The organism is Dyadobacter sp. CY351, assembly GCF_021502625.1.
Taxonomy (GTDB): domain Bacteria; phylum Bacteroidota; class Bacteroidia; order Cytophagales; family Spirosomataceae; genus Dyadobacter; species Dyadobacter chenhuakuii.
Genome location: NZ_JAKFFU010000014.1, coordinates 17,540 through 38,321 on the forward strand (window position 1 = coordinate 17,540; position 20,782 = coordinate 38,321).

Sequence of the window (20,782 nt, forward strand, 5' to 3'; positions counted from 1 at the left end):
TCAGAGTTGCAAACTTTCCTGACAACATTCCGGCTTGCATGCGCGTACAAATCACCGGCTGCTAAAATAGATAATAAGTAATGTTGCCTGCGTGTTCTTTATTATTTTAGCAAAAATTTGCTGCCAAAGGTGCGTCAAATTCTTATTTCAAATATAAAGATCATGAAAATCAACAACGAAAGCGAATACGAAAAAGCCTCTGAAAGGGCGGATGAAATCTTTGGTGCGAAAAAGGGCTCGCCGGAAGAACAGGAGTTGAAAGAGCTGCTGAAAGCGATTAAAGATTACGAAGATGACTTCATCCGGATGTTAAAAGAGAATGAGTAAGTCCCTCAATTTGCTCGCAGCGAGCGATAAACCTTTCCGTGCTCGCCACACGAACTTCTGCAATTAACTGACATTCCATTTCAAAAACTTGCTCTCTCACAGGCAGTTCCATTTCCTTCACGATCCGCATGACATCATTCATTTGCGGATAGGAAAAATTGAGCTGATATAAATTGTAAAAATGCCTCATAACAATCTCCGACTGGTTCAAAGCATCCTCTGTCGCCAGTTTATAAGCATTAATCAAGCCAGGAACACCCAGTAATGTCCCGCCGAAATAACGAACAACCACAACGAGAATGTTCGTCACATTTTTTGAATACAATGTATTCAAAATTGGTCTGCCCGCAGTTCCCGAGGGTTCGCCATCATCACTCATCCGGTAACTCATCCGATCCGCGCCAAGCCTGTAAGCATAACAATGATGCACGGCTTTGGGATGCAGCTCCCGCAATGTTGCGAGATGCGTTTTTGCATCCGTTTCACCTTCAATTGGGAAGCTGTAAGCCAGGAATTTGCTGCCCTTATCTTTGAAAAAACCCTCCGCTGGCTCGGTCACTGTTTGATAACTATCGTCAAATAACACGGGCGCGGCGTTTTTTTAGTTGATAAATCAAAACTGTATATATCAATGCAGCCAATGCAAAGCCGGCCATGACGAAGAAAACCAATGGCAGATTCCCGCGCTGATTCGCAAAAAGCTCAGCCGATAAAAATGCGCCTAACCCAATGCCTGCTTCCAGAGAAATAAACATTGTCGCAATGGAGCGTCCGCGATTATCGTCCCGACTCAAATCCACCGTCCAGGCGGAAAGAACCGGAGACAAAATCCCCATCGACATCCCAAAGAATGCAGCGCCGGCAAAAAACATCGGGACAGAATTAGCATAACCTGTGATGACCATTGCAATAATGAGCACAATGCAACCGGCAATAGTCACCGGAATCCGGCCATGCCTATCCGAAATCTTTCCAGCAAAAAGCCTGATTAAAATCGAGAAAATTGTGAAAAACATGAAGTAAAAACCACGGTTTTGCAATCCCAGATAACCGCTAAAATCCGGCGTAACCGTCGCCACAGCACCGTAACCGAAATAGCAAAGGAATGTTACAAGCGCCGGACTGAAAACGGCAGGTTCAAAAATATCTCGTCTCGTAATTTGAAATGCATTCCACGAAAGACGCTCTTTTTTAACCAGCGTTTCCTTCATATTCAACAAGATTGCTATGGACAGAAACGCGAATAACGAAGAAGTGTAAAACAAAGCATTTAAAGAAAACGCCTCGCTAATCATGCTCCCCACCGCCGGCCCGAACGCCGAACCCACACCCATACACATCCCATGCACGCCCATAGCCTCCCCACGCCTGTCGGCAGGAACAATGTCGGCGACATATGCGGATGTTCCAGTTGGTTTGAAGCCAGTTGAAAATCCGTGAACCAGCCTGAGAAGCAAGAACGGCATTACTGTTGTGAAAATTGGATATAAAAAACCACAAACAAAGCAGACAATCGAGCCGAATGCCATGACAGGAACACGGCCAATCCGGTCGGTTAAGCGACCACTGAATGGACGGGAAAGTCCGGCTGTTAATGTGAATAAACCAATGATTGCGCCTTTATATTCGGCACCGCCCATCTCCGAAAGATATCCCGGAAGCTCGGGAATGAGCATGTTGAAGCTGGAAGAAAAAAGGAACGAACTGAGGCCAAGTAACCAGAATTGCGTTGTGAAGATACTTGGAGAACTTGTACTTTGCATTACACAAAAGTACGGATTTGATCTAAAAAATGAGGAACGTTTGGTAAGTACTTAAAACTTGTCCTTGATCCCGAGGATGCTCAGGTCTACCCCCGCGAGGGTCTTTCTAGCCTGTTCCATCTTCCGTTTGATGAAAGGTGAATCGTTGTGCATTCCACTCTTCAAATTTGGATCAATAGTCGCCTTGGGACCATCAATTAAGCGGTTTTTCTTTGTTTCCATAATACTAGGCATCTTTTTGTTTTACTATAAACGCATCAAACTTAAAATCTGTTTCATAGGGCATTATCTCACCATCAAATATACCGTAAACAATTAAGCTGGTCTCCCAATTGGGCTTTTCCTTTCTTAAAATGATTTGATACATCCTCGTTCGCGATGGAGTGCTTCCCTGAAAGTATACAGCTTTATTTTTATGGGTGTCAAGGAATTCAAGCAGAATTCGAATAACCGTAGCTAAAACCATATTTGTATCTTTGTTGTCAGTCACTGCACGATCATCAATCTCATTGTTCTCAGTCAAATCGCCAAAAGCGAAATTGCATACGTCTTCGGAAATCAATAAAAATTCAGCCTTTTTACGAACGATATGCTTTTGAGATATACTGCTAAAAGTGAAAGACAGATAATCCTCCGAAGCCAGGTAGGGGTAATAATTATGTTTCAATAGTATGTGATTAAATCAGACTGCAAGGTAAGTTAAATCAGCAATTTCCAAAATCGCTTTTTGGTGGTTCCTGGTTTTTTCCCAACTTTAAAAAATGGTACGCATATTTTATAAAGAAGGTCGGTTGATCAAGCGCGAGAATGATATTCGCGAGCTTGGGAAAGTTAAGAATTTGGTTTGGGTTGATTTGCAGTCGCCGAGTGCGGAGGAAGAGGAATGGGTCGAGAATAAATGCAATATCAGTTTCCAGACGCCGCAGGAAATCGTTGAAATTGAAAGCAGTTCGCGGTTTTTTGAACAAAATGACACGATTAACGCCAACTCCAACTTCCTGAGAATCGACCGGGATGGATATGAAATGTATCCGGTCTCTTTTATTTTATATCAAAATGTGCTCTTCACTTACCGCCGCGGCGACTCAAAAACCTTCGCCGATACGGTCAAGAAAATGAAAGTAAGCACGGAAAGCATTCAGAGCGGTGTGGATTTCATGTTGCTGCTGTTGGAAACGCGTATTGAAGCCGATGCAGATTCGCTGGAAGGCATTTCGCGTGATATTTCTGCCATTAGTAAAGACCTTACACACGAACAAAAAGCCCGTCAGGAAGTCCTGATCCGCATTAGTGGTTTGCAGGAAACGACCATGATGCTCCGCGAAACGAGCATCGACAAGCAACGCGTGCTATCCGGAATTTTGAGAAGTCAGTATTTCCCCGAAGACAGGAAGGAACATTTGCGTATCATCCTGAAAGACGTTAGTTCACTGCTCGAATACACGACTTTCAACTTCGAACGCCTTGAATATCTGCAAAATACATTTATGGGTTTGATCAACATTGAGCAAAGCCAGGTGATCAAGATTTTCACTGTGGTAACGATCATTTTCATGCCGCCAACGCTGATCGCAGGAATTTTTGGAATGAATTACAATCATATTCCCAGCACCTCCGAACCCTGGGGCTTTTGGGGCTCGCTCTTTTTAATGGTCTTTTCCTCAGCCGTTGTACTTTGGTTTTTCCGCCGAAAACGCTGGATTTAAGCTTCGTTCGGAACGGCGTAGAAGTTGAAGGTTTTCCACTTATTCATATCACGAGGACCTTCGATTTTGATAATTTTCGCGTTCTCGTCGAAGTCGGAAAAGTAATGTAATGTGTAGCCAAATTCAGAGACAATGTGGTAAAGCTCTGCGCGTTCCTCGGTTGTTGCTTTTGGAAAACATTCCGCCACAAGCACAGGCTTGAACTGTCTGATCAGCTCGCTAATAGACCTAATCACCTCCATATCAGCACCTTCCACATCGACTTTGATAAAAGAAAGCTTATTCAATAAAGAAGCATAATTGGTTTTTAGAAACTTTTCCAGATTAATGCCCTTGATTTTTTCCGGAAGCTGGAATGCGCCTTGATCTTCAACGATTTCATTTGAAATTCCACCATTACCGAATGACGCTTCCGAAGAACTGTAAAAAAATTCGCCGTCTTCTTTTGTTATCGCATAAGGCAGCGGGATAATGTTCGTTTTATCAACATTAAGCGCCACATTCTTTTCTAAGATCTTAAAAACGTGTGGATTAGGATCAAATCCAATGGTTGTGCCGGTTTTGCCTGTTGCGAGCGCCATTGGCACAGTTGTGTCACCAATGTTTGTTCCAATGTCGATGCAGAGGCTTCCTTTTGGAATAAATTTCTTGAAAAAGTTGACTTCTTCCTGCGTTATCACCTTTGGGTTTACCAACGGGTTTTTCCAGTTTGCAAATGAAATTTCACCTTCCTCGGCCAGCAGAAATGTATCTGTTTTGTGAGGATATTCCTGAAATTGGCGACGCGCTTTCTTTCTGGCGAGAGAATTTTTAAAATACTCAAACATGTAACGAGGAATTTCGTGAGTTTTCTGAAACTACAATATTAAGGATTTAAACGCTAAAATTTGTTATCGTTTTACACTCATTTGTGCCTTAATATCACAATAACCGGTAATTTCTGAATTCGAAGAGCCGCTTACCCGTCCGCTTTTCATACCAGTAAAGGAGCGCATCTTTCAGCTTGAAACGTTTTTTGGAAGTGTCCAGATCGACTTTCCAGTTTTGCCTTGCAATGCGTTCTTGCATTACTCTGGGATGCGTTTCTTCAAAGCGTTTTAAAGAATCAAATTCTTCATAATTGAACACATCGTCCGATTCCAGGATCTTTTCCCAAGCCTCTCCTTCATTCCAAAAACGGCTCACATTCTTCATCTTGGTTTTCATCTGCGCCGGACTTTTCACCCAGCCGTAATGGTAAACCGCCGCGCCGGAATGCATCACATTCAATTTTTGATTCCCTCTCCTGAAACCCTGCGCATCGCGATAGGCTGAAATCGGCAAACCTTTGGGAATTTTCTCATTCCTGATAATGCGGATTTCCCGGCGATACCACTTTCTGCTGTCGCCAATGTAATCGTAAGTGCCGTAAAAATGGACGTAATCGAAAACCAAGCCTTCAACGCGTTCATCGTTCAAGTGACGCGTGCAAGAATCAACGATTGACTGGTGATATTTTTCATGAACCGCCTCATCGCCCTGAATGTAAAACGCCCAATCAGCGTCGGGCGAAATCTGTTTCAAAGCCTTATCCGTTTCCACGGCCAGCACTTTCCCGCCTTCCCGCAGAGACATATCCCACTCCGATTCCACGATCCTTATTTTGTCCGAAGCAATGGACCGGATCAGCCCCAACGTATCATCGTCGCTATGCCCCACACTCACCAGCATCTCATCCACAACGGGCAAAATGGACGTTATTGCCTCCCCGATCGGGTAATCATTTATAATCGCATTCCTGATAATTGTAAAGCCGGAAATCTTCAATGTAAGCGAAATTTAAAGTAATGTGAGCGTGACAAAGTTAGCTTATTCGTCCTAAGAATATTCCCCCGATAAGAATTCAATTTGATCAGTTTCTCCTTGAATTTCCGGGGCAAAGCGTGTAGATTTGTTTTCTCCAGTCCGGCAAATCTGGCCCGGGCTAATCAATAAATTATACATCTGGTCCCCGTTAAAATTTTTAAATACTTATGTCACAAGAACTTACCAGACAGGAGCCCCTGTTAGTTGAAGATCCTTTGCGGTTTGTGCTATTTCCGATCAAACATTCCGATATCTGGGAAATGTACAAACGCCATGAGGCGTCTTTCTGGACGGCCGAGGAGATCGATCTTTCTCAGGATATGAAAGACTGGGAGAACCTGAACGACGGTGAAAGGCATTTTATCTCGCACGTGCTTGCATTTTTCGCGGCGTCGGACGGGATTGTGAATGAGAATCTGGCGGTCAACTTTCTGAGCGAAGTGCAATATGCAGAAGCGAAATGCTTTTACGGCTTCCAGATCGCGATGGAGAACATCCATTCCGAAACTTATTCGTTGCTGATCGATACATACATTAAAGATCCGTCTGAAAAAGACCATTTGCTACGTGCCATTGACACGATTCCCTGCGTTCAGAAAAAAGCGGAATGGGCATTGAAATGGATCAACAGCCCGGTGTTTGCAGAACGCATCATTGCGTTCGCAGCTGTGGAAGGAATTTTCTTCTCAGGATCATTCTGCTCCATTTTCTGGCTCAAAAAACGCGGCTTAATGCCAGGACTTTCGTTCTCGAACGAGCTGATTTCCCGCGATGAAGGTTTGCATTGTGAATTCGCGTGTTTGCTTTATACAAGGCACATTGTGAACCAGTTACCGCAAGAAAGGGTGATTGAAATTATGATGGATGCGGTTACGATTGAAAAGGAATTTGTAAGTGAAGCATTACCCGTTTCCCTCATCGGAATGAACGCAGACCTGATGAATCAATATATCGAATACATCGCCGATTTCTGGCTGGAAAGATTGGGCTGCGAAAAACAATTCGGCTCTGCTAATCCATTCGATTTCATGGAGTTAATCTCACTTCCAGGAAAAACAAACTTCTTCGAAAAACGCGTTGGTGAATATCAGAAAGCCGGTGTAATGAGTGGTGTGAAGGATAAAGATTCAGGACATAAGATCTCGTTCGACTCTGATTTTTAAGTAATATGTTAGCTTAAAGCAGCCCTGTCAGCCTGAGCGGAGTCGAAGGCGCGTTACCCAGAAGTAGCGCGCCGTAGACTACGCTCCGGCTGACAGGCTTTTAGGTTCAGGCTGACAAGCTTTCAGGCAAGCAATTCCTCAACCAGCCTCCAAACCAACTCACTCTCATAACCCTTCCCCAGAGCAAACCTCACCAATTTCTGTTTCAGCTTAAAAGGATCATTCTCTGTTTTCAAAAGCAAATTCCTCTTCTTCTCCAAAAGCGTTTTCAGCCCTTCCACATAAGCCTTATCCTCAATTTCCCCCATCCCCTTTTCAATGCTATATTGACTCAGCCCACGCCGGTTCAGCTCTTGCCTGATCTTCATCCGGCCCCAATTTTTGATCCGGAATTTGCCACCAGCATACGTTTTTGCAAAGCGCTCTTCACTCAGATAATTCATGGAAATCAGCTCGGCGATGAGCTCGTCGGCCTCTTCACCCCACACATTCCACTTTTTCAGGCGCTGGCGCACTTCATCTTGGGTTCTTTCCTGGTAAGCACAATAGGAAGCAGCTTTTTGCAGGATTAGGCGATCCATGAATTGATTTTTATATTAAATATTCTTAACAAGGTGCAAGAATAAAGAAAATATCATTCGCGAATAACTATTTTTGGAATAATAAAAACACCCTGAACGCCCCAAACCTGAACGATCTGATGACATTCAAACGACGCTCTTTTCTCAAACTTTTACCCGCATTGCCCGGCCTTTCATTCATATCAAAACCAAAGGAAAACAACATTCCCGCAAGAATATCCATGCGGTTCATCGTTGCCTCCGACGGACATTACGGCCAGCCAAACACGGATTTCAAACAGTTCCACACAGACTTAATCAGCTGGGTAAATCGCGAGAAAATGCAGAAAGGCGTTGACTTTCTATTCTTCAACGGCGACCTCATCCACGACGACCCAACATTGTTATATGATTTCAAAAACACGATCAGCAACCTCAGTGTGCCGTTTTACGTAAGTCGCGGCAATCACGATAAGGTTGGCTTGGATGTGTGGCAAAGCACCTGGGGATATCCTACAAATCACAGTTTTGCGAAAGGCGAATATGCATTCATCATCGGCGACACGTCCAACGAAAAAGGTGAATACGTGTGCCCGGACGCAACTTGGCTAAAAAACGAAATCGCCAAACACAAAGACAAAAAAGGTATTTTCGTATTCCTGCACATCACCCCCGCCAAATGGACCGTGAACGGAATCGAATGCAAGGAAGTCATCGACCTGTTCGAAAACACGCCGAACATCAAAGCCATCTTCAACGGCCACGACCACGACCAGGACAGCACCAAGATCTACGGCAAAAAACCCTACTTCTTCGACGGCCATTTCGGCGGCAATTGGGGAACGACTTATAAAGGTTACCGGATTGTAGAGATTTATGAGGATAGCACGTGGCAGTCGTATCAGTATAACCCGACGGCTGCGCCAGTTTTGAATAGTTTTACTGGGAAGAGTTAGAAATTATTTAATTTCGCATCAACACGTTCACCCCCCTTCCCATTGGCACAGGGCGCTTAGGGTGAACTTTTTGCTTTTATAGCGTTGCCGTTTTTGAAAAGTGCTTTTTGCTGGTTTTCTAAATTGTGGTTGGTTCGAGTCAAGTTAATAATTTACATAAACTAGATACACACTATGACATTTAAGCTAATTATCGAGGGGCATAAGGAAAAAGACATTTTTCTTATGAAAGAAATTGCCAATCGGCTTAAAAATTCCGGAGGGATGGAACAGCTTGCATGCCGTTACATCCCTCCGGGATTTTCATATGTATGTAACTCACGTTTCTACCAATATTGCATCGCTCTGCGATTAATCGCAAAATTCCTAACGCGCCCTTTGTGCATAAAACCTTCAACAATCCCAGTGGAATCAGAATATTAGTAGATAAAGAACATCACCATATCAACAAAATCCCGGAGGGATGTGATCTTGGTAGGAAAAAAGCGCGATCAAATCTATCCAAATCCCGGAGGGATGTAACACACTTTTCTACCAATATTGTATCTTTCCGCGACTAGTCGCAAAATTCTAGCCGTACCCTTTGTGCAAAAAGCTTACATAAATCCCGGTGGGATTCCCTTTTTTTAGCAATATGATTCGGTTTGGTGTTCAGCTTCGGCGGAGCCTGCTAGCATGCGTACCAAAGCACCCTTGTTGTATTTTTCGACAAGTTGATCTACATTTGAAATATGAAATCATTTTCGTCAATTGACGAAGCTTTTAAGTGGTTTCTTGAGAACGTTTACAAAAATCTTCCTCCTGAGCAGAAGAAGGGCCGATTAACATATGCCTGGCGTGATTACACGCATGGAGGAAGCATTACTGAAAAACGGATGAGAGAAATCTTGGAAGAATTTGGCGATATAGAAGTTAAGACTATTGTTAACTACAAGCCGAAATGATTTTTTTTGATGACATTTTGTCGTAAAACACAACAAATTTATAAATACAAATTAGCTATGACAAACACTATTCAAACAGACAACAGAACATTGCCGGATCACCTAACAATCCTCAAAGAATTCTTCCAAACTGACAAAGCAAGCGAAATAATAGCATCGCTAAACCAGAACATTGAAAGCATTTTACTTACGGAAGACATTAATTCCATAACGCCAGAAATGCGGGTGAACATTACGAATCAACTTCGCGTCGCAACATTGCTTTCTAAATTGGAAGGCTGCTTGAAAGAAATTAGTTGAGCAAAAAAAAGACTTCCCAGGACGAGCCCAGAAAGTCTTTGGAGAATGTTTCAAGAATTATTTAAACAACCCTTACCAAATGATTCTTCTTCCCTTTCGAAATCAACAAAAACCGATCTTGCAGCAAACTAAAATCACTCAAAGTCTGCTCCGCAGAGGTTATTTTAACCTTATTAACACTCACCGCATTTTGCTGAATGGCTCTCCTAGCCTCACCTTTTGAAGCGTAAATTTCTGATTTGGTAACGGTTGAGATCAAATCCGTAATGTTTGCCGTTTCGCTCCATTCGGCCTTTGTGATCTCTGTTTGCGGCACGCCGGCGAAGATTGTGTCAAACTCGTCGGCTTCTATACTTTGCAGAGTTTCCAATGTTGCTTTGCCGAATAACACTTCTGATGCTTTCAAAACGGTTTTATATGCGCGTTCTGAGTGGATCCGGATCGTTAGTTCGGATGCCAATGCTTTTTGCATGATGCGCAAATGTGGCTCGGCGGCATGGCTGGTTTCTAATGCTTCGATTTCTTCTTTGTTTTTGAAAGAAAAAACCCGCAGATAACGCGGCAAATCCTCATCGGCCTGGTTGAGCCAGAATTGGTAAAACTCGTAAGGTGAGGTTTTTTCAGGATCAAGCCAAATGTTCCCGCCTTCGCTTTTGCCAAATTTCGAACCGTCAGATTTTGTCAAAAGGGGCGTTGTTAATGCGTATGCTTTGAAATAACCTTCTTCGTCGCCTTCCTTGCGACGGATGATTTCAGTTCCGGTTGTAATGTTGCCCCATTGATCGGAACCGCCCATTTGCAAACGGATATTCTTGTTTTTGTACAAATGATAAAAATCGTAGCCTTGCAGCAATTGGTAAGAAAATTCTGTGAATGAGATTCCCGTCTCCAAACGCTTTTTAACTGAGTCCTTAGACATCATATAATTGACGCTCAAAAACTTACCAGCTTCACGCAAAAATTGCAAAAAGCCAATATCCTTGAACCAATCATAATTATTCACCATTTCAGCCGAATTCTCTCCGCAGTCAAAATCAAGGAATTGTTCCAATTGCTTGCGAATGCCTTCCTGATTGATGCGCAATGTATCTTCGTCCAAAAACGACCGTTCAGACGCCTTAAATGACGGATCGCCGATCATTCCTGTTGCGCCGCCAATCAATGCAAGTGGCTTATGACCAGCACGTTGAAAATGAACCAAAAGCATGATCGTGGCCAGATTACCAATGTGCAACGACGAGGCCGTTGGATCGAAACCGATGTAGCCAGCGGTCATCTCTTTTTTCAGTTGCTCATGCGTTCCGGGCATCATATCATGAAGCATTCCGCGCCAGCGCAGTTCTTCAACAAAATCAATCGTCATTATAAATGGTGTTTCTTATTTCAAAATCCAAGCGCAAAGGTAAACGTTATCGGTTTACCGGGAAAGTGCCTATTTTAGCATGATTAAAAGATTTTCCTGCATTCAAACCGCACATACTAATGATCAGAAACATTTTACAAGCCATTTCCTGCGCATTCATCGTCCTTATTTTCCAGTCTGCGGTTGCTCAAACGACGTATTGCAATCCGATGGACATTGACTACAAATACAATTTTGAGCAGTTGAATGAGAAAATAAGTTACCGTTCCGGCGCGGATCCGGTGATCATTAATCATACAGTTTCAGGAAAAGGCAGCGATTATTACATGTTTGTAACCATTCAGGGCGGTTATTGGCATTCCAAAGACATGATCAACTGGAAATATCTGACTGCCAACCGCTGGCCTTTCGAGGATATGTGCGCACCGGCGGCTGTTTCTGTTCGCGACACACTTTTTTTGTTCCAATCCACTTTCGAATCACGGCCTATCCTCTATTCCGTTGCGCCGGAGAAGGGAATTTGGGAGTTTTATAACCGCTGGACGCCGCGCTTGCCGAAGGACATTGGGCCGTGGGATCCAGCCATTTACCACGATCCGGACACCGACAGATGGTTCATGTATTGGGGTTCATCGAATGTCTATCCGATTTTTGGCGCCGAGCTTGACCATAGTAAAAAGCTGGCTTTCAAGGATCAGTATAAGGCAATGTTTTGGTTAAATCAATACGAGCACGGCTGGGAACGTTTCGGCCCGAATCATTCCGATCCCTTTAAACCATTCACGGAAGGCGCCTGGATGACCAAGCATAATGGCAAATATTACCTGCAATACGGTGCTCCGGGCACGGAATACAATGTTTACGCCAATGGCACTTACGTCGGCGACGACCCGCTCGGGCCATTCACTTATGCGCCCTATAATCCGGTTTCCTACAAGCCCGGCGGCTTCGCGACAGGTGCCGGACACGGGAATACATTTCAGGATAATTTTGGAAATTACTGGAACACCGGAACGTCGTGGATTGGCTACAACTGGGGCATGGAAAGAAGGATCGTTAGATATGCCGCCGGTTTTGACAAAGACGGCCAAATGTTCGCCAACACCCGATTCGGCGATTTCCCACACAAAATGACAACCAAAAAATGGGAAGGTAAAGGCGACCAACTCTTCACAGGCTGGATGCTGCTTTCCTACAAAAAGCCAGTCACAGCATCATCCGTCATGGACACTATGTCCGCCACAAAAATCACAGACGAAAACCCCAGAACTTTCTGGGTCGCCAAACAGAACAAACCCGGTGAAACTCTAACCATTGATCTTCAAAAAGAGCAGGAAATCAAAGCTGTCCAGGTAAATTATTCAGATTACAAATCAGATATTTTCGATAACAAACCGGAAGTCGTTTACACACAATTTAAGATCCTGACTTCCAATGATGGCAAGAAATGGGACGTCGTAAGTGACCTAACGCAGGAGCCAAAACGCGATCGCCCCTGTGCATACATTGAGCTGGCCAAACCGGTAAAGGCACGCTATGTTCGCTATGAGCATATTTATGTTGCTTCACCCAATCTAGCGATCAGCGAATTCCGTGTTTTTGGAAATGGATTTGGAAAAGCGCCTGAAACGCCTGCAAACTTCACCGCAGTTCGTCAAAAGGACGCCAGAAATGCAGACTTGAAATGGGAAAAAGTGCCGGGAGTGATTGGCTATAATGTGCTTTGGGGAATCGCGCCGGATAAATTGTATCAGACTTACCAGTTCTGGAATGATCAGCCTAATGCATTTGAGTTAAGAGCATTGAACGTTGGTGTGCCTTATTACTTTGCTATTGAGGCGTTTAATGAGAATGGGGTTTCGAAGATGAGTGAGGTTGTTGGGGTGAAGTGATTTAAATAATCTCTTCGTCGGGGATGAAAATAATGTTTTCGTAAATCGCTGAGAGTATTATTTCAAAATTGAGAGATTCAAACCTTATTATGTCGCTTGGAGTATTAAATACTTTGTAAGTCCAGGTATCGGGCTGATCTGTGCGAGTATATAATTGTACATAGAATCGATTTTGCGAAACGAGCATATAGCATTGTAGAGAGGGGATTCCCTGGTACATCCTTAATTTGAAATCTCGATCGTACGAAGCCGAAGTCTTAGAAAGAACTTCAACAAGTACACTAGGATGTTTAACTATATATGTTCCAGCTCGATCCTCAGCTGAGCAAGTTAAAACCACATCAGGATAGGGATAGAAGAAGTTTTTAACAGCTTCAACCTTAATATTCTCAGCAAAAACGTCACAGCCATCAGAGAGAAATCGTCTTTCAAAAAGTCCTCGAATTCGTCCTACTATCCTGTTATGATTCATAGTAGTTCCTGCCATGGCGAAAATCTCTCCATCGTAAAACTCATGACGGATTTCGCTTTTTTCCTCCATTTCCAGGTATTCGGCTACTGTGTATTTTTGTTCTGAAATTTGTGCGTGTCCCATATTGGTCGATTTTTCAAAACAAATTACATCAAAATTCGAGCATTTTCAAATCACAATCCTTCCGCCACAGCAACGATGAATCTCCGTAACTCAAAAACCGATAATCCTTCTCCAAAGCCTCAGCGTAAATGCGGTTCCAATCTTGCCCGGTAAGCGCAGCAACTAAGAGAATGAGCGTGGAGCCTGGCTGGTGGAAATTGGTTACTATGGCCTTGCAAAGGCGGAATTTGTAGCCGGGGAAGATGAAGATTTCGGTTTCACCTACAATGTGGTCTGTGTTGTGTTGCTCCATGAAAGCTAAAATCGAACGCAATGCTTCGCTTGCAGACGGAAGATCCTTTTCTTCGAAGGGATAGGGATAAAGCTTTTCTATGAAAAAATCAGTCGTCTCCTGGCGATAGAGCTTTACGCCGAACCAATACAAGCTTTCCAAAGACCGCAATGATGTAGTGCCGACCGGAATGATCATTTCCAGATTTTCAAGCAGATCATATATCAGCTGTTTCGTAAAAACAACCTGCTCAGAATGCATCCGGTGTTCGGTTACGGAGCTTACTTTGATTGGCTGGAATGTTCCTGCGCCCACGTGAAGGGTGAGAAAAGATCTCTTTACACCTTTTGATTCAAGCTTTTCAAAAACCTCCGGCGTGAAATGCAAGCCAGCGGTTGGCGCTGCGACGGCGCCGTCGTGATGGGCGTAAACGGTTTGGTAAGTTTCTGAATCGCCTGCCTCAGTATCGCGGTTCAGGTAAGGTGGCAAAGGGATTTCACCAAGTGCTTTTACAATGTCGAGAAAAACAAAGTCCTTATTCCAATTAAGCCGGACCAAATTCCGCTCATAATCCTCATAATTAACGCTCAGAACAACCAGCTGACCATTAATGTTGATTTCTGTCGTTAATGAATCTGCTAACTTCCAGCGCTTTTTATTGCCGATCATGCATTCCCAAACACACGAATCTTTCACCAACATGGCATCATTGATTACACGCGTCGGCAGCTCTGGATGAAGCAGCAGGATTTCGATAACCGCTCCGGTCTCCTTTTTGAAATAAGCTCTTGCCGGGATTACTTTGGTGTCGTTGAAGACAAGAAGCGTTTTTACAGGCAGGTTTTCGGGCAGATCGGCAAAACGCTTGTGCGAGATTTCGCCGGATTTGTAAATCAGAAGTTTGGATTGATCTCGGTTTTCGAGGGGGTATTTTGCGATTCGATTGTCCGGAAGGTCATAGGTATAATCGTCCAAATGAATGGATTCTGCTGCTTTTAGCCAGGAATTTTCTGAATTTCCGCTGCCTTGAGATTCTGCTTCTTCCATTCCTTTTCTACAATTTATCCTCAGGAGCCGGCGTCCACAGCAATCTTAATGGCAAAAGGAAAACGATAATCATTAACCCCAAACCAACATAATACAGCCAGGAAAAATCGAAAACGTCGAGCTTATACTGCTGACTATTGACGGTCGCGAGTGCGAAAAGGCTCATGCCAATGATCGTGTTGATGACCGCTACGAGACAATAAAGCCAGTTGATCAAATGCTCATTCAATGCTTCGCGATGCTGTGCCCACACTTTCTTATTCAAAATCGGCAAATGCATAGGGTCCACTTTGGGAATGTGGCGGGCCAAGCCAGTGATCAGCACATTATTAAGCAGAAACAGGGCCATGACAATGTAAAAAATGTGCTCTTTTTCAAGATATTTTTCAGCCAGACCATTGTCTGCGAAATCAACTGCAACCGTCTGCGGAAAAACCGAATACGTCCATACCAGCGCCCCGATCACCAGGATCAAAGACATCCAGCGCCATACTTTTATAACAAATGTTGTAACTTTCATGAATCAGTAACCTTCAAGAGGTTTTATCGCCATAGTAATTTTGGCTGCAAAATTAGGTTGGGGAGTTTCTAAAACCTAATTGGGATTGCTATTAATGTTAACTTTGAAAGTTGGCATTTCTTATTACACACTATATACATTTTGATGATTGAATTTGAATGGGATAGCCATAATATTAAACATGTTATAGAAGACTATCCAAGTCGAGAAAATACCATAAGTGAAGTAGAAAGCGTTTTTTTAGATCCATTTGTAATCTACCGAAAAGGCAACCATGTTGCTGCCGAGCAGAGATACAGAGCTATCGGTTTAAGCAACCTAGGAAGAATTAATGTTGTTATCTTCACTGTCAATAACGGAAAAATCCGACCTATAAGCAGCTGGCCTGCAAATACACAAACTAGACGACTTTACCATGAAAGAGCGAAAAACTAAGACAATCGCTGTAATCCGAAATCAGCATACGAAGGCGGAGATGAAGGCAATTGAAAAGGAATTATTAGATCCTAATGCGAAAAATTATACGCTTCAGGAAATATTTGAAATGAGTAAAAATGAAAATATACACCAAAACAGGTGACAGAGGAACCACGTCCCTTATCGGCGGGACGCGGTTGAGTAAGGCGCATGTGCGGATTGATGCTTATGGGACTGTGGATGAGCTGAATAGTTACATTGGCATGCTCCGCGACCAGGCGGTGAATGAGCAGCGGCGGGATCTTTTGAAAGAGATTCAGGACCGGCTTTTTACAATTGGCTCGCATCTGGCCTCCGAATCTGATCAGGTGAAGCGGGTTTTGCCGGATTTACTGGATGATGATGTGGCGTTACTGGAAACGGAAATGGACCTGATTGATTCGCAAATTCCACCTTTGAGAGCATTTGTCCTGCCGGGCGGGCATCCGTCGGTTTCGTTTGGGCACATTGCGCGGACTGTCTGCCGGCGGGCTGAGCGGGCGGTGATCCATTTGCAGCAGGGAGAAGAGGTCGAGGATATCGTCGTTCGTTATCTGAACAGACTTTCGGATTATTTATTTATGCTCTGCCGCGCCATGACTTATGAGCTGGAAATTGAGGAAGTTACGTGGAAACCGAGGGTCACTCCAAAAAAATAATTGTTATACTAAATATCTGTTGTTTATAGATTTATTTTTTTAAATTGCGGGACTTAGGAAAGCCGCAAAACTTCCTCAAAAAACAATATCCGCAATCTAAATTTTTGGCATTATGACAGCCGACACGTTGCAAATAGAGGTTCAGCAGACAACAAATTCACGTTTGCAAGAGGTTGATTTTAATAACCTCGTTTTTGGCCGGAACATTTCCGACCACATGTTTATCGCCGAGTATCGCGAAGGTCAGTGGCAAGACCTCCGGATCGTCCCTTATGGTGATCTCGCGCTAAGTCCTGCAACAGCCGCGCTGCATTACGGTCAGGCTATTTTTGAAGGCATGAAAGCCTATAAAAGTGCAGAAGGAGAAGTGCTTCTTTTCCGCGCTATCGACAACTGGAAACGACTGAATAAATCCGCCGAACGCCTTTGCATGCCTACAATCCCGGAAGAAATCTTCATGAGCGGGCTTACAGAATTGCTTCGTCAGGATGCGGACTGGGTGCCTTCACAAGAAGGTTGCTCGCTATACATTCGCCCTTATATGTTCGCTACGGACCCCTATATTGGTGTAAAACCATCTGATTCATATTACTTTATCATATTCACAAGCCCGGTTGGCACGTATTATGCGAAGCCTCCGCGGGTAAAGGTGGAAACGCATTTCATCCGTGCTGCCGAAGGTGGCGTGGGCGCAACCAAATGTGCCGGAAACTACGCAGGTTCACTGTATCCGGCGAAACTGGCTCAGCAGGAAGGTTATGATCAATTGATCTGGACCGACGCCCGCGAGCATGCATACATTGAGGAGTCCGGAACGATGAACATTATGTTTATCCTGGACGGCAAGCTAGTTACGCCATATGTTTCGGAAACCACATTGGATGGCATCACGCGTAAAAGCATTGTTGCCATTGCACAGCACTGGGGTATTCCGGTGGAAGAACGCCGGGTAAGTGTGAAAGAAATTATTGACGGCCTGAAAGACGGAAGTCTGGAAGCTGCATTCGGTGCTGGAACGGCGGTTGTGATCTCTCCATTCGCGAGCATTGCCTACGAAGGCGTGGATTATCCGCTTCCTGAAATCAAAGAAGATTCATTTGTCAATAAAGTAAAGCGTTTCCTGACGGATTTACGCACTGGCAAAGAGGAAGATACATTCGGCTGGATGCTGAAAGTATAGTTCTGATATTTTATACAAAAGGCTCGGTTAAGCGATCTTAACCGGGCCTTTTGGTTTAAACATTACCGGGTTTTCTGTTTTATATAAATGTCCTCGTCCCCGAATAATTGTCCCGGAATTCCTTTGGCGTGCAGCCATTTTTATTCTTGAAAATCCGGTTGAAATAGGACAAATTATTGAACCCGCATTTGTAAGCAATCTCCGAAATCGTGTTCGTCGTGTTGATCAGCGAGCGTGATGCATGGCCGAGCCTTATCTCATTCAGACTTTCGATGAATGTCTTTCCTGTTCGTTTTTTGATAAATCTACTAAACGAAACTTCCGACATGCCGGCCAGCTTGGAAATGCCTTCCAGATTGATCTCTTTGTCGTAATTATCGCGCATATAGGCAAACACTTTTTCGATTCTTCTGCTGTTATAATTAACGTTTTCGCCTGTAAATGTGCTGTTTGAAAGCGTTCGCATGTTTCTGGAAACGGACAGATCGTGCAGGATAGACATCAATTCAAGAATAGAATCAAAACCACTCTTTTGAACAAGGGCCGTGAGCCTGGGTGTAATGCGTTCAATGGTTTCTCTGGAAAATGCGATTCCCTTCGACGATTTTTCAAGCAGTGAGCGCACGAAAAACAGCTGGTTGCGTTTCAGGAATTTGTCGTCAAACAAGTCGCGATGAAACTGCACGGTGATCTCCTGCACTTCGGGAACCCCTTCCTGCCATTTATACGAATTGGTTAACCACCCATGCGGCAAATTATTTCCAACCAACACCAGCTCCGCATCGTCAATCACCTCGGTATGGTCCCCCACGATCCGCTTCACACCCTTACCCGATAGCACAAGGTTCAGCTCAAATTCATCGTGGCTGTGTAAAGGGAAATCGAAAACAGTTTTTTTCCTGGCAAAGATTGTAAAGCAGTCATACTGAGTCAATGGGGTAATTTCACGGTAAATTTCACTCATACAGATCTTGGTTACAGAATGTGCTAAATATAATGATTTCGTGATAATATTCATCGACGGGCAAGGGGAAGAATTGGCGTTACATATTGAAATCTGTCATTAGTATTCTAAATTCACTGTGATAAAAATACCATGGCCGCCGGACCTTCTTCATGAAAATAAAACTGATTGATTTCCTTGTCATCATTGCCTATCTGCTGCTGGTAACGGTGATTGGAATCATACTCAAAAAACAGGCGCAAAAGAGTAAAAATGATTACATGCTTGGCGGGAGATCCATGCCGTTCTGGATGTTGGGCGTTTCCAATGCGTCGGGAATGTTCGATATCTCCGGAACCGTCTGGATGGTTTCCATCATGTTTGTTTACGGTGTAAAAAGCATTTGGCTGCCGTGGTTATGGCCGGTTTTTAATCAGATATTTATGATGGTGTATCTATCCATCTGGTTGCGGCGATCCAATGTTTCAACGGGCGCCGAATGGATGCTCACACGGTTTGGAGATAAAAAAGATGCGTTGCCGTCACATAAGACGATTATTGCCTTCGCGCTCCTGAGCTGTCTGGGTTTTATGGCCTACGGATTTATCGGATTGGGCAAGTTTATCGAAATTTTTATTCCTTGGCATTTTGTCCAGCCATATTTACCTTTTACAACTAGTGCAGCATATGCAGCGCATGTTTATGGCGTCATTTTTACATTGTTTACGGTTTTTTATTCACTACTCGGTGGCATGAAAAGTATCGTCTGGGCCGATCTGATCCATTATGCGATCATGGTTGTCGTATCTGTCGCCATCGCTGTCATTGCTATGACCGCGTTACACGATGTCCGATCGCTGCCTGTGCCGATGGGTTGGAATAATCTGTTTTTTGGCAAAGAACTGGATCTGGATTGGAGCACGCATATTCCTGAGGTGAACGAAAAAATCAAGGCCAATGGCTTCTCACCTTTTGGGTATTTCTTTGCGTTGATGACGGCCAAAGGCATTTTGGCGAGTCTGGCCGGACCTGTTCCGAGCTATGATATGCAAAAAGTCCTGTCGGCAAAAACACCACGCGAGGCTGCCCTTATGAGCATGATCGTGAATGTGGTGCTGCTTCCTACGCGTTACCTGCTCATTACCAGCGTCACCGTTCTCGGATTGTTATTTTATAAAGATCTCAGCATTTCAATCGCAGACAAAACGGATTTTGAGCGGATCCTGCCTGCTGTGCTCAACACCTATATTCCCTCAGGCTTGCTTGGATTGGTGCTGGTTGGGCTAATGGGCGCTTTTATGGGGACATTTGCGGGGACATTCAATGCTGCGCAGGCCTACCTTGTTAATGATATTTATCTAAAATCCTTTAATCCAAAAGCGACCAACAAGCAGATTTCCAGGATGAATTACCTGCTGGGCCTTGCCGTGGTAACGATCAGTATCTTGCTGGGTTTTTTGGCGAAAGACGTCAACAGCATTCTGCAATGGATCGTTTCCGCGCTTTTTGGTGGTTATATTGCTTCCAATGTTTTGAAATGGCATTGGTGGCGGTTTAATAGCAGTGGTTTTTTCTGGGGAATGCTCTCCGGCATCCTTTGCGCTTTGGCAGCTCCATCCATTTTCCCGGGAATGGTGCCGCTTTTTTATTTTCCGGTAATCCTGCTCATTTCAACAATTGGCGCAGTAACCGGCTCATTACTGACGCCCGCAACGGATTTTGAAACATTGAAAAAATTTTACAAAACGGTCCGGCCGTGGGGATTTTGGGAACCTGTGGCCATTGCTGTAAAATCGGAAGATCCATCATTTGAGCCCAACCGTCGTTGCAAATGGGATATGTTTAATGTTGTGGTGGGCATTACGGCGCAGACTTCCATCACCGCGTTACCTGTATTTCTGGTGCTGCTCATGCCCGAACAAACCGCCATCGCAGCAGCCATACTGGCCGTTTCAGGATTGATCCTCTGGAAAACCTGGTACAAGCAGTTACCCGATCACTAAATCATAAAAACCTGACTGCCACAAGGAAATTACCTCTAAAACTGCTAAACAATACTTGAACGTATATAGCAAAGCGACACTCTCGAAAATAGTGTCAGCAAGGAAAATTTGCCTTCACAAATATCCTTAAAGGTTAATGCTGATAAACAAGGCATTAGAGCAAATATTACTGCAAAAAAATAGCCCTGATATCTTGAACAACTGTCAAAAATGTGTTATTTTTAGATAAAAAAGAACTATAAAGGTATGCTCTTCGAAGTGGTATATTTGAACCGGATTGTTCAAGATC

General features: G+C 43.9%; 23 protein-coding genes. 11 read left to right on the forward strand and 12 right to left on the reverse strand.

What is annotated here, in order from left to right:
• Positions 1 to 162: 162 nt before the first annotated feature.
• Complete coding sequence (locus L0660_RS22960; RefSeq protein WP_235161482.1) at positions 163 to 327, forward strand: hypothetical protein; 165 nt, start codon at positions 163 to 165, stop codon at positions 325 to 327.
• Here L0660_RS22960 and L0660_RS22965 read toward each other — a convergent pair.
• From L0660_RS22965 to L0660_RS22980, 4 genes are read right to left on the reverse strand one after another with little or no spacing between them, the layout of a single operon-like run.
• Positions 299 to 913, reverse strand: coding sequence for a YigZ family protein (locus tag L0660_RS22965; RefSeq protein ID WP_235161483.1), 615 nt, complete (start codon positions 911 to 913; stop codon positions 299 to 301). The two genes, L0660_RS22960 and L0660_RS22965, sit on opposite strands and share 29 nt — an antisense overlap.
• On the reverse strand, positions 903 to 2,090 hold the full coding sequence (locus L0660_RS22970; protein WP_235161484.1) for an MFS transporter: 1,188 nt from the start codon (positions 2,088 to 2,090) through the stop codon (positions 903 to 905). The genes L0660_RS22965 and L0660_RS22970 overlap by 11 nt, the downstream gene beginning before the upstream one ends.
• A 51-nt stretch (positions 2,091 to 2,141) precedes the next feature.
• On the reverse strand, positions 2,142 to 2,312 hold the full coding sequence (locus L0660_RS22975) for a hypothetical protein (RefSeq protein WP_235161485.1): 171 nt from the start codon (positions 2,310 to 2,312) through the stop codon (positions 2,142 to 2,144).
• 4 nt (positions 2,313 to 2,316) lie between these two features.
• On the reverse strand, positions 2,317 to 2,757 hold the full coding sequence (locus L0660_RS22980) for a DUF6934 family protein (RefSeq protein ID WP_235161486.1): 441 nt from the start codon (positions 2,755 to 2,757) through the stop codon (positions 2,317 to 2,319).
• 94 nt (positions 2,758 to 2,851) lie between these two features.
• Here L0660_RS22980 and corA point away from each other — a divergent pair, with 94 nt between their 5' ends.
• A complete protein-coding gene (gene corA, locus L0660_RS22985; RefSeq protein ID WP_235161487.1) occupies positions 2,852 to 3,796 on the forward strand; it encodes a magnesium/cobalt transporter CorA in 945 nt (314 codons plus the stop codon).
• Here the strand turns inward: corA and L0660_RS22990 are convergent.
• The gene (locus L0660_RS22990; protein ID WP_235161488.1) at positions 3,793 to 4,623 is read right to left on the reverse strand and encodes an FkbM family methyltransferase; all 831 of its coding nucleotides are present in this window, start codon (positions 4,621 to 4,623) and stop codon (positions 3,793 to 3,795) included. The two genes, corA and L0660_RS22990, sit on opposite strands and share 4 nt — an antisense overlap.
• Before the next feature lie 94 nt (positions 4,624 to 4,717).
• Entirely contained in the window at positions 4,718 to 5,602 is an 885-nt protein-coding gene (locus L0660_RS22995; RefSeq protein WP_235161489.1) for a glycosyltransferase family 2 protein, read from the reverse strand.
• Between the two features lie 206 nt (positions 5,603 to 5,808).
• On the opposite strand from L0660_RS22995, the gene L0660_RS23000 reads away from it, so the two are divergent.
• Positions 5,809 to 6,804: a ribonucleoside-diphosphate reductase small subunit gene (locus L0660_RS23000; RefSeq protein ID WP_026632363.1), complete on the forward strand. Its 996-nt coding sequence runs from the start codon at positions 5,809 to 5,811 to the stop codon at positions 6,802 to 6,804.
• Between the two features lie 122 nt (positions 6,805 to 6,926).
• Here the strand turns inward: L0660_RS23000 and L0660_RS23005 are convergent, their stop codons facing one another.
• Positions 6,927 to 7,385, reverse strand: coding sequence for a regulatory protein RecX (locus L0660_RS23005; RefSeq protein ID WP_235161490.1), 459 nt, complete (start codon positions 7,383 to 7,385; stop codon positions 6,927 to 6,929).
• Positions 7,386 to 7,504: 119 nt separating this feature from the next.
• On the opposite strand from L0660_RS23005, the gene L0660_RS23010 reads away from it, so the two are divergent.
• From L0660_RS23010 to L0660_RS23020, 3 genes are all read left to right on the forward strand, one after another.
• The gene (locus tag L0660_RS23010) at positions 7,505 to 8,320 is read left to right on the forward strand and encodes a metallophosphoesterase (RefSeq protein ID WP_235161491.1); all 816 of its coding nucleotides are present in this window, start codon (positions 7,505 to 7,507) and stop codon (positions 8,318 to 8,320) included.
• A gap of 731 nt (positions 8,321 to 9,051) precedes the next feature.
• Positions 9,052 to 9,264: a hypothetical protein gene (locus L0660_RS23015; protein ID WP_235161492.1), complete on the forward strand. Its 213-nt coding sequence runs from the start codon at positions 9,052 to 9,054 to the stop codon at positions 9,262 to 9,264.
• Between the two features lie 57 nt (positions 9,265 to 9,321).
• Positions 9,322 to 9,564 carry a hypothetical protein gene (locus L0660_RS23020; protein WP_235161493.1) on the forward strand — a complete coding sequence of 81 codons (243 nt, stop codon included), beginning with the start codon at positions 9,322 to 9,324 and terminating at the stop codon, positions 9,562 to 9,564.
• A gap of 61 nt (positions 9,565 to 9,625) precedes the next feature.
• On the opposite strand, the gene tyrS is transcribed toward L0660_RS23020, so the two are convergent.
• Entirely contained in the window at positions 9,626 to 10,921 is a 1,296-nt protein-coding gene (gene tyrS, locus L0660_RS23025; RefSeq protein WP_235161619.1) for a tyrosine--tRNA ligase, read from the reverse strand.
• 125 nt (positions 10,922 to 11,046) lie between these two features.
• Here tyrS and L0660_RS23030 point away from each other — a divergent pair, with 125 nt between their 5' ends.
• Complete coding sequence (locus L0660_RS23030) at positions 11,047 to 12,819, forward strand: discoidin domain-containing protein (protein ID WP_235161494.1); 1,773 nt, start codon at positions 11,047 to 11,049, stop codon at positions 12,817 to 12,819.
• Between the two features lies 1 nt (position 12,820).
• On the opposite strand, the gene L0660_RS23035 is transcribed toward L0660_RS23030, so the two are convergent.
• Genes L0660_RS23035 through L0660_RS23045 form a run of 3 tightly spaced genes read right to left on the reverse strand, consistent with a single transcriptional unit; the run spans position 12,821 to position 15,252 of the window.
• Positions 12,821 to 13,414, reverse strand: coding sequence for a Uma2 family endonuclease (locus tag L0660_RS23035; protein ID WP_235161495.1), 594 nt, complete (start codon positions 13,412 to 13,414; stop codon positions 12,821 to 12,823).
• Positions 13,415 to 13,442: 28 nt separating this feature from the next.
• A complete protein-coding gene (locus L0660_RS23040; protein ID WP_235161496.1) occupies positions 13,443 to 14,732 on the reverse strand; it encodes an S-adenosylmethionine:tRNA ribosyltransferase-isomerase in 1,290 nt (429 codons plus the stop codon).
• A gap of 7 nt (positions 14,733 to 14,739) precedes the next feature.
• Positions 14,740 to 15,252, reverse strand: coding sequence for a hypothetical protein (locus L0660_RS23045; protein WP_235161497.1), 513 nt, complete (start codon positions 15,250 to 15,252; stop codon positions 14,740 to 14,742).
• A 144-nt stretch (positions 15,253 to 15,396) separates the two neighbouring features.
• Here L0660_RS23045 and L0660_RS26410 point away from each other — a divergent pair, with 144 nt between their 5' ends.
• The 3 genes from L0660_RS26410 (at position 15,397) to L0660_RS23055 (ending at position 17,547) form a co-directional block, all read left to right on the forward strand.
• Entirely contained in the window at positions 15,397 to 15,687 is a 291-nt protein-coding gene (locus L0660_RS26410) for a BrnT family toxin (protein ID WP_409013468.1), read from the forward strand.
• A 119-nt stretch (positions 15,688 to 15,806) separates the two neighbouring features.
• Complete coding sequence (locus L0660_RS23050; RefSeq protein WP_235161498.1) at positions 15,807 to 16,367, forward strand: cob(I)yrinic acid a,c-diamide adenosyltransferase; 561 nt, start codon at positions 15,807 to 15,809, stop codon at positions 16,365 to 16,367.
• A 112-nt stretch (positions 16,368 to 16,479) separates the two neighbouring features.
• Entirely contained in the window at positions 16,480 to 17,547 is a 1,068-nt protein-coding gene (locus L0660_RS23055; RefSeq protein ID WP_235161499.1) for a branched-chain amino acid aminotransferase, read from the forward strand.
• A gap of 79 nt (positions 17,548 to 17,626) precedes the next feature.
• Here L0660_RS23055 and L0660_RS23060 read toward each other — a convergent pair whose 3' ends face one another.
• The gene (locus L0660_RS23060) at positions 17,627 to 18,511 is read right to left on the reverse strand and encodes an AraC family transcriptional regulator (RefSeq protein ID WP_235161500.1); all 885 of its coding nucleotides are present in this window, start codon (positions 18,509 to 18,511) and stop codon (positions 17,627 to 17,629) included.
• Positions 18,512 to 18,663: 152 nt separating this feature from the next.
• Between L0660_RS23060 and L0660_RS23065 the strand changes: the two genes are divergently transcribed.
• A complete protein-coding gene (locus L0660_RS23065; RefSeq protein ID WP_235161501.1) occupies positions 18,664 to 20,493 on the forward strand; it encodes a sodium:solute symporter family protein in 1,830 nt (609 codons plus the stop codon).
• Positions 20,494 to 20,782: the final 289 nt, after the last annotated feature.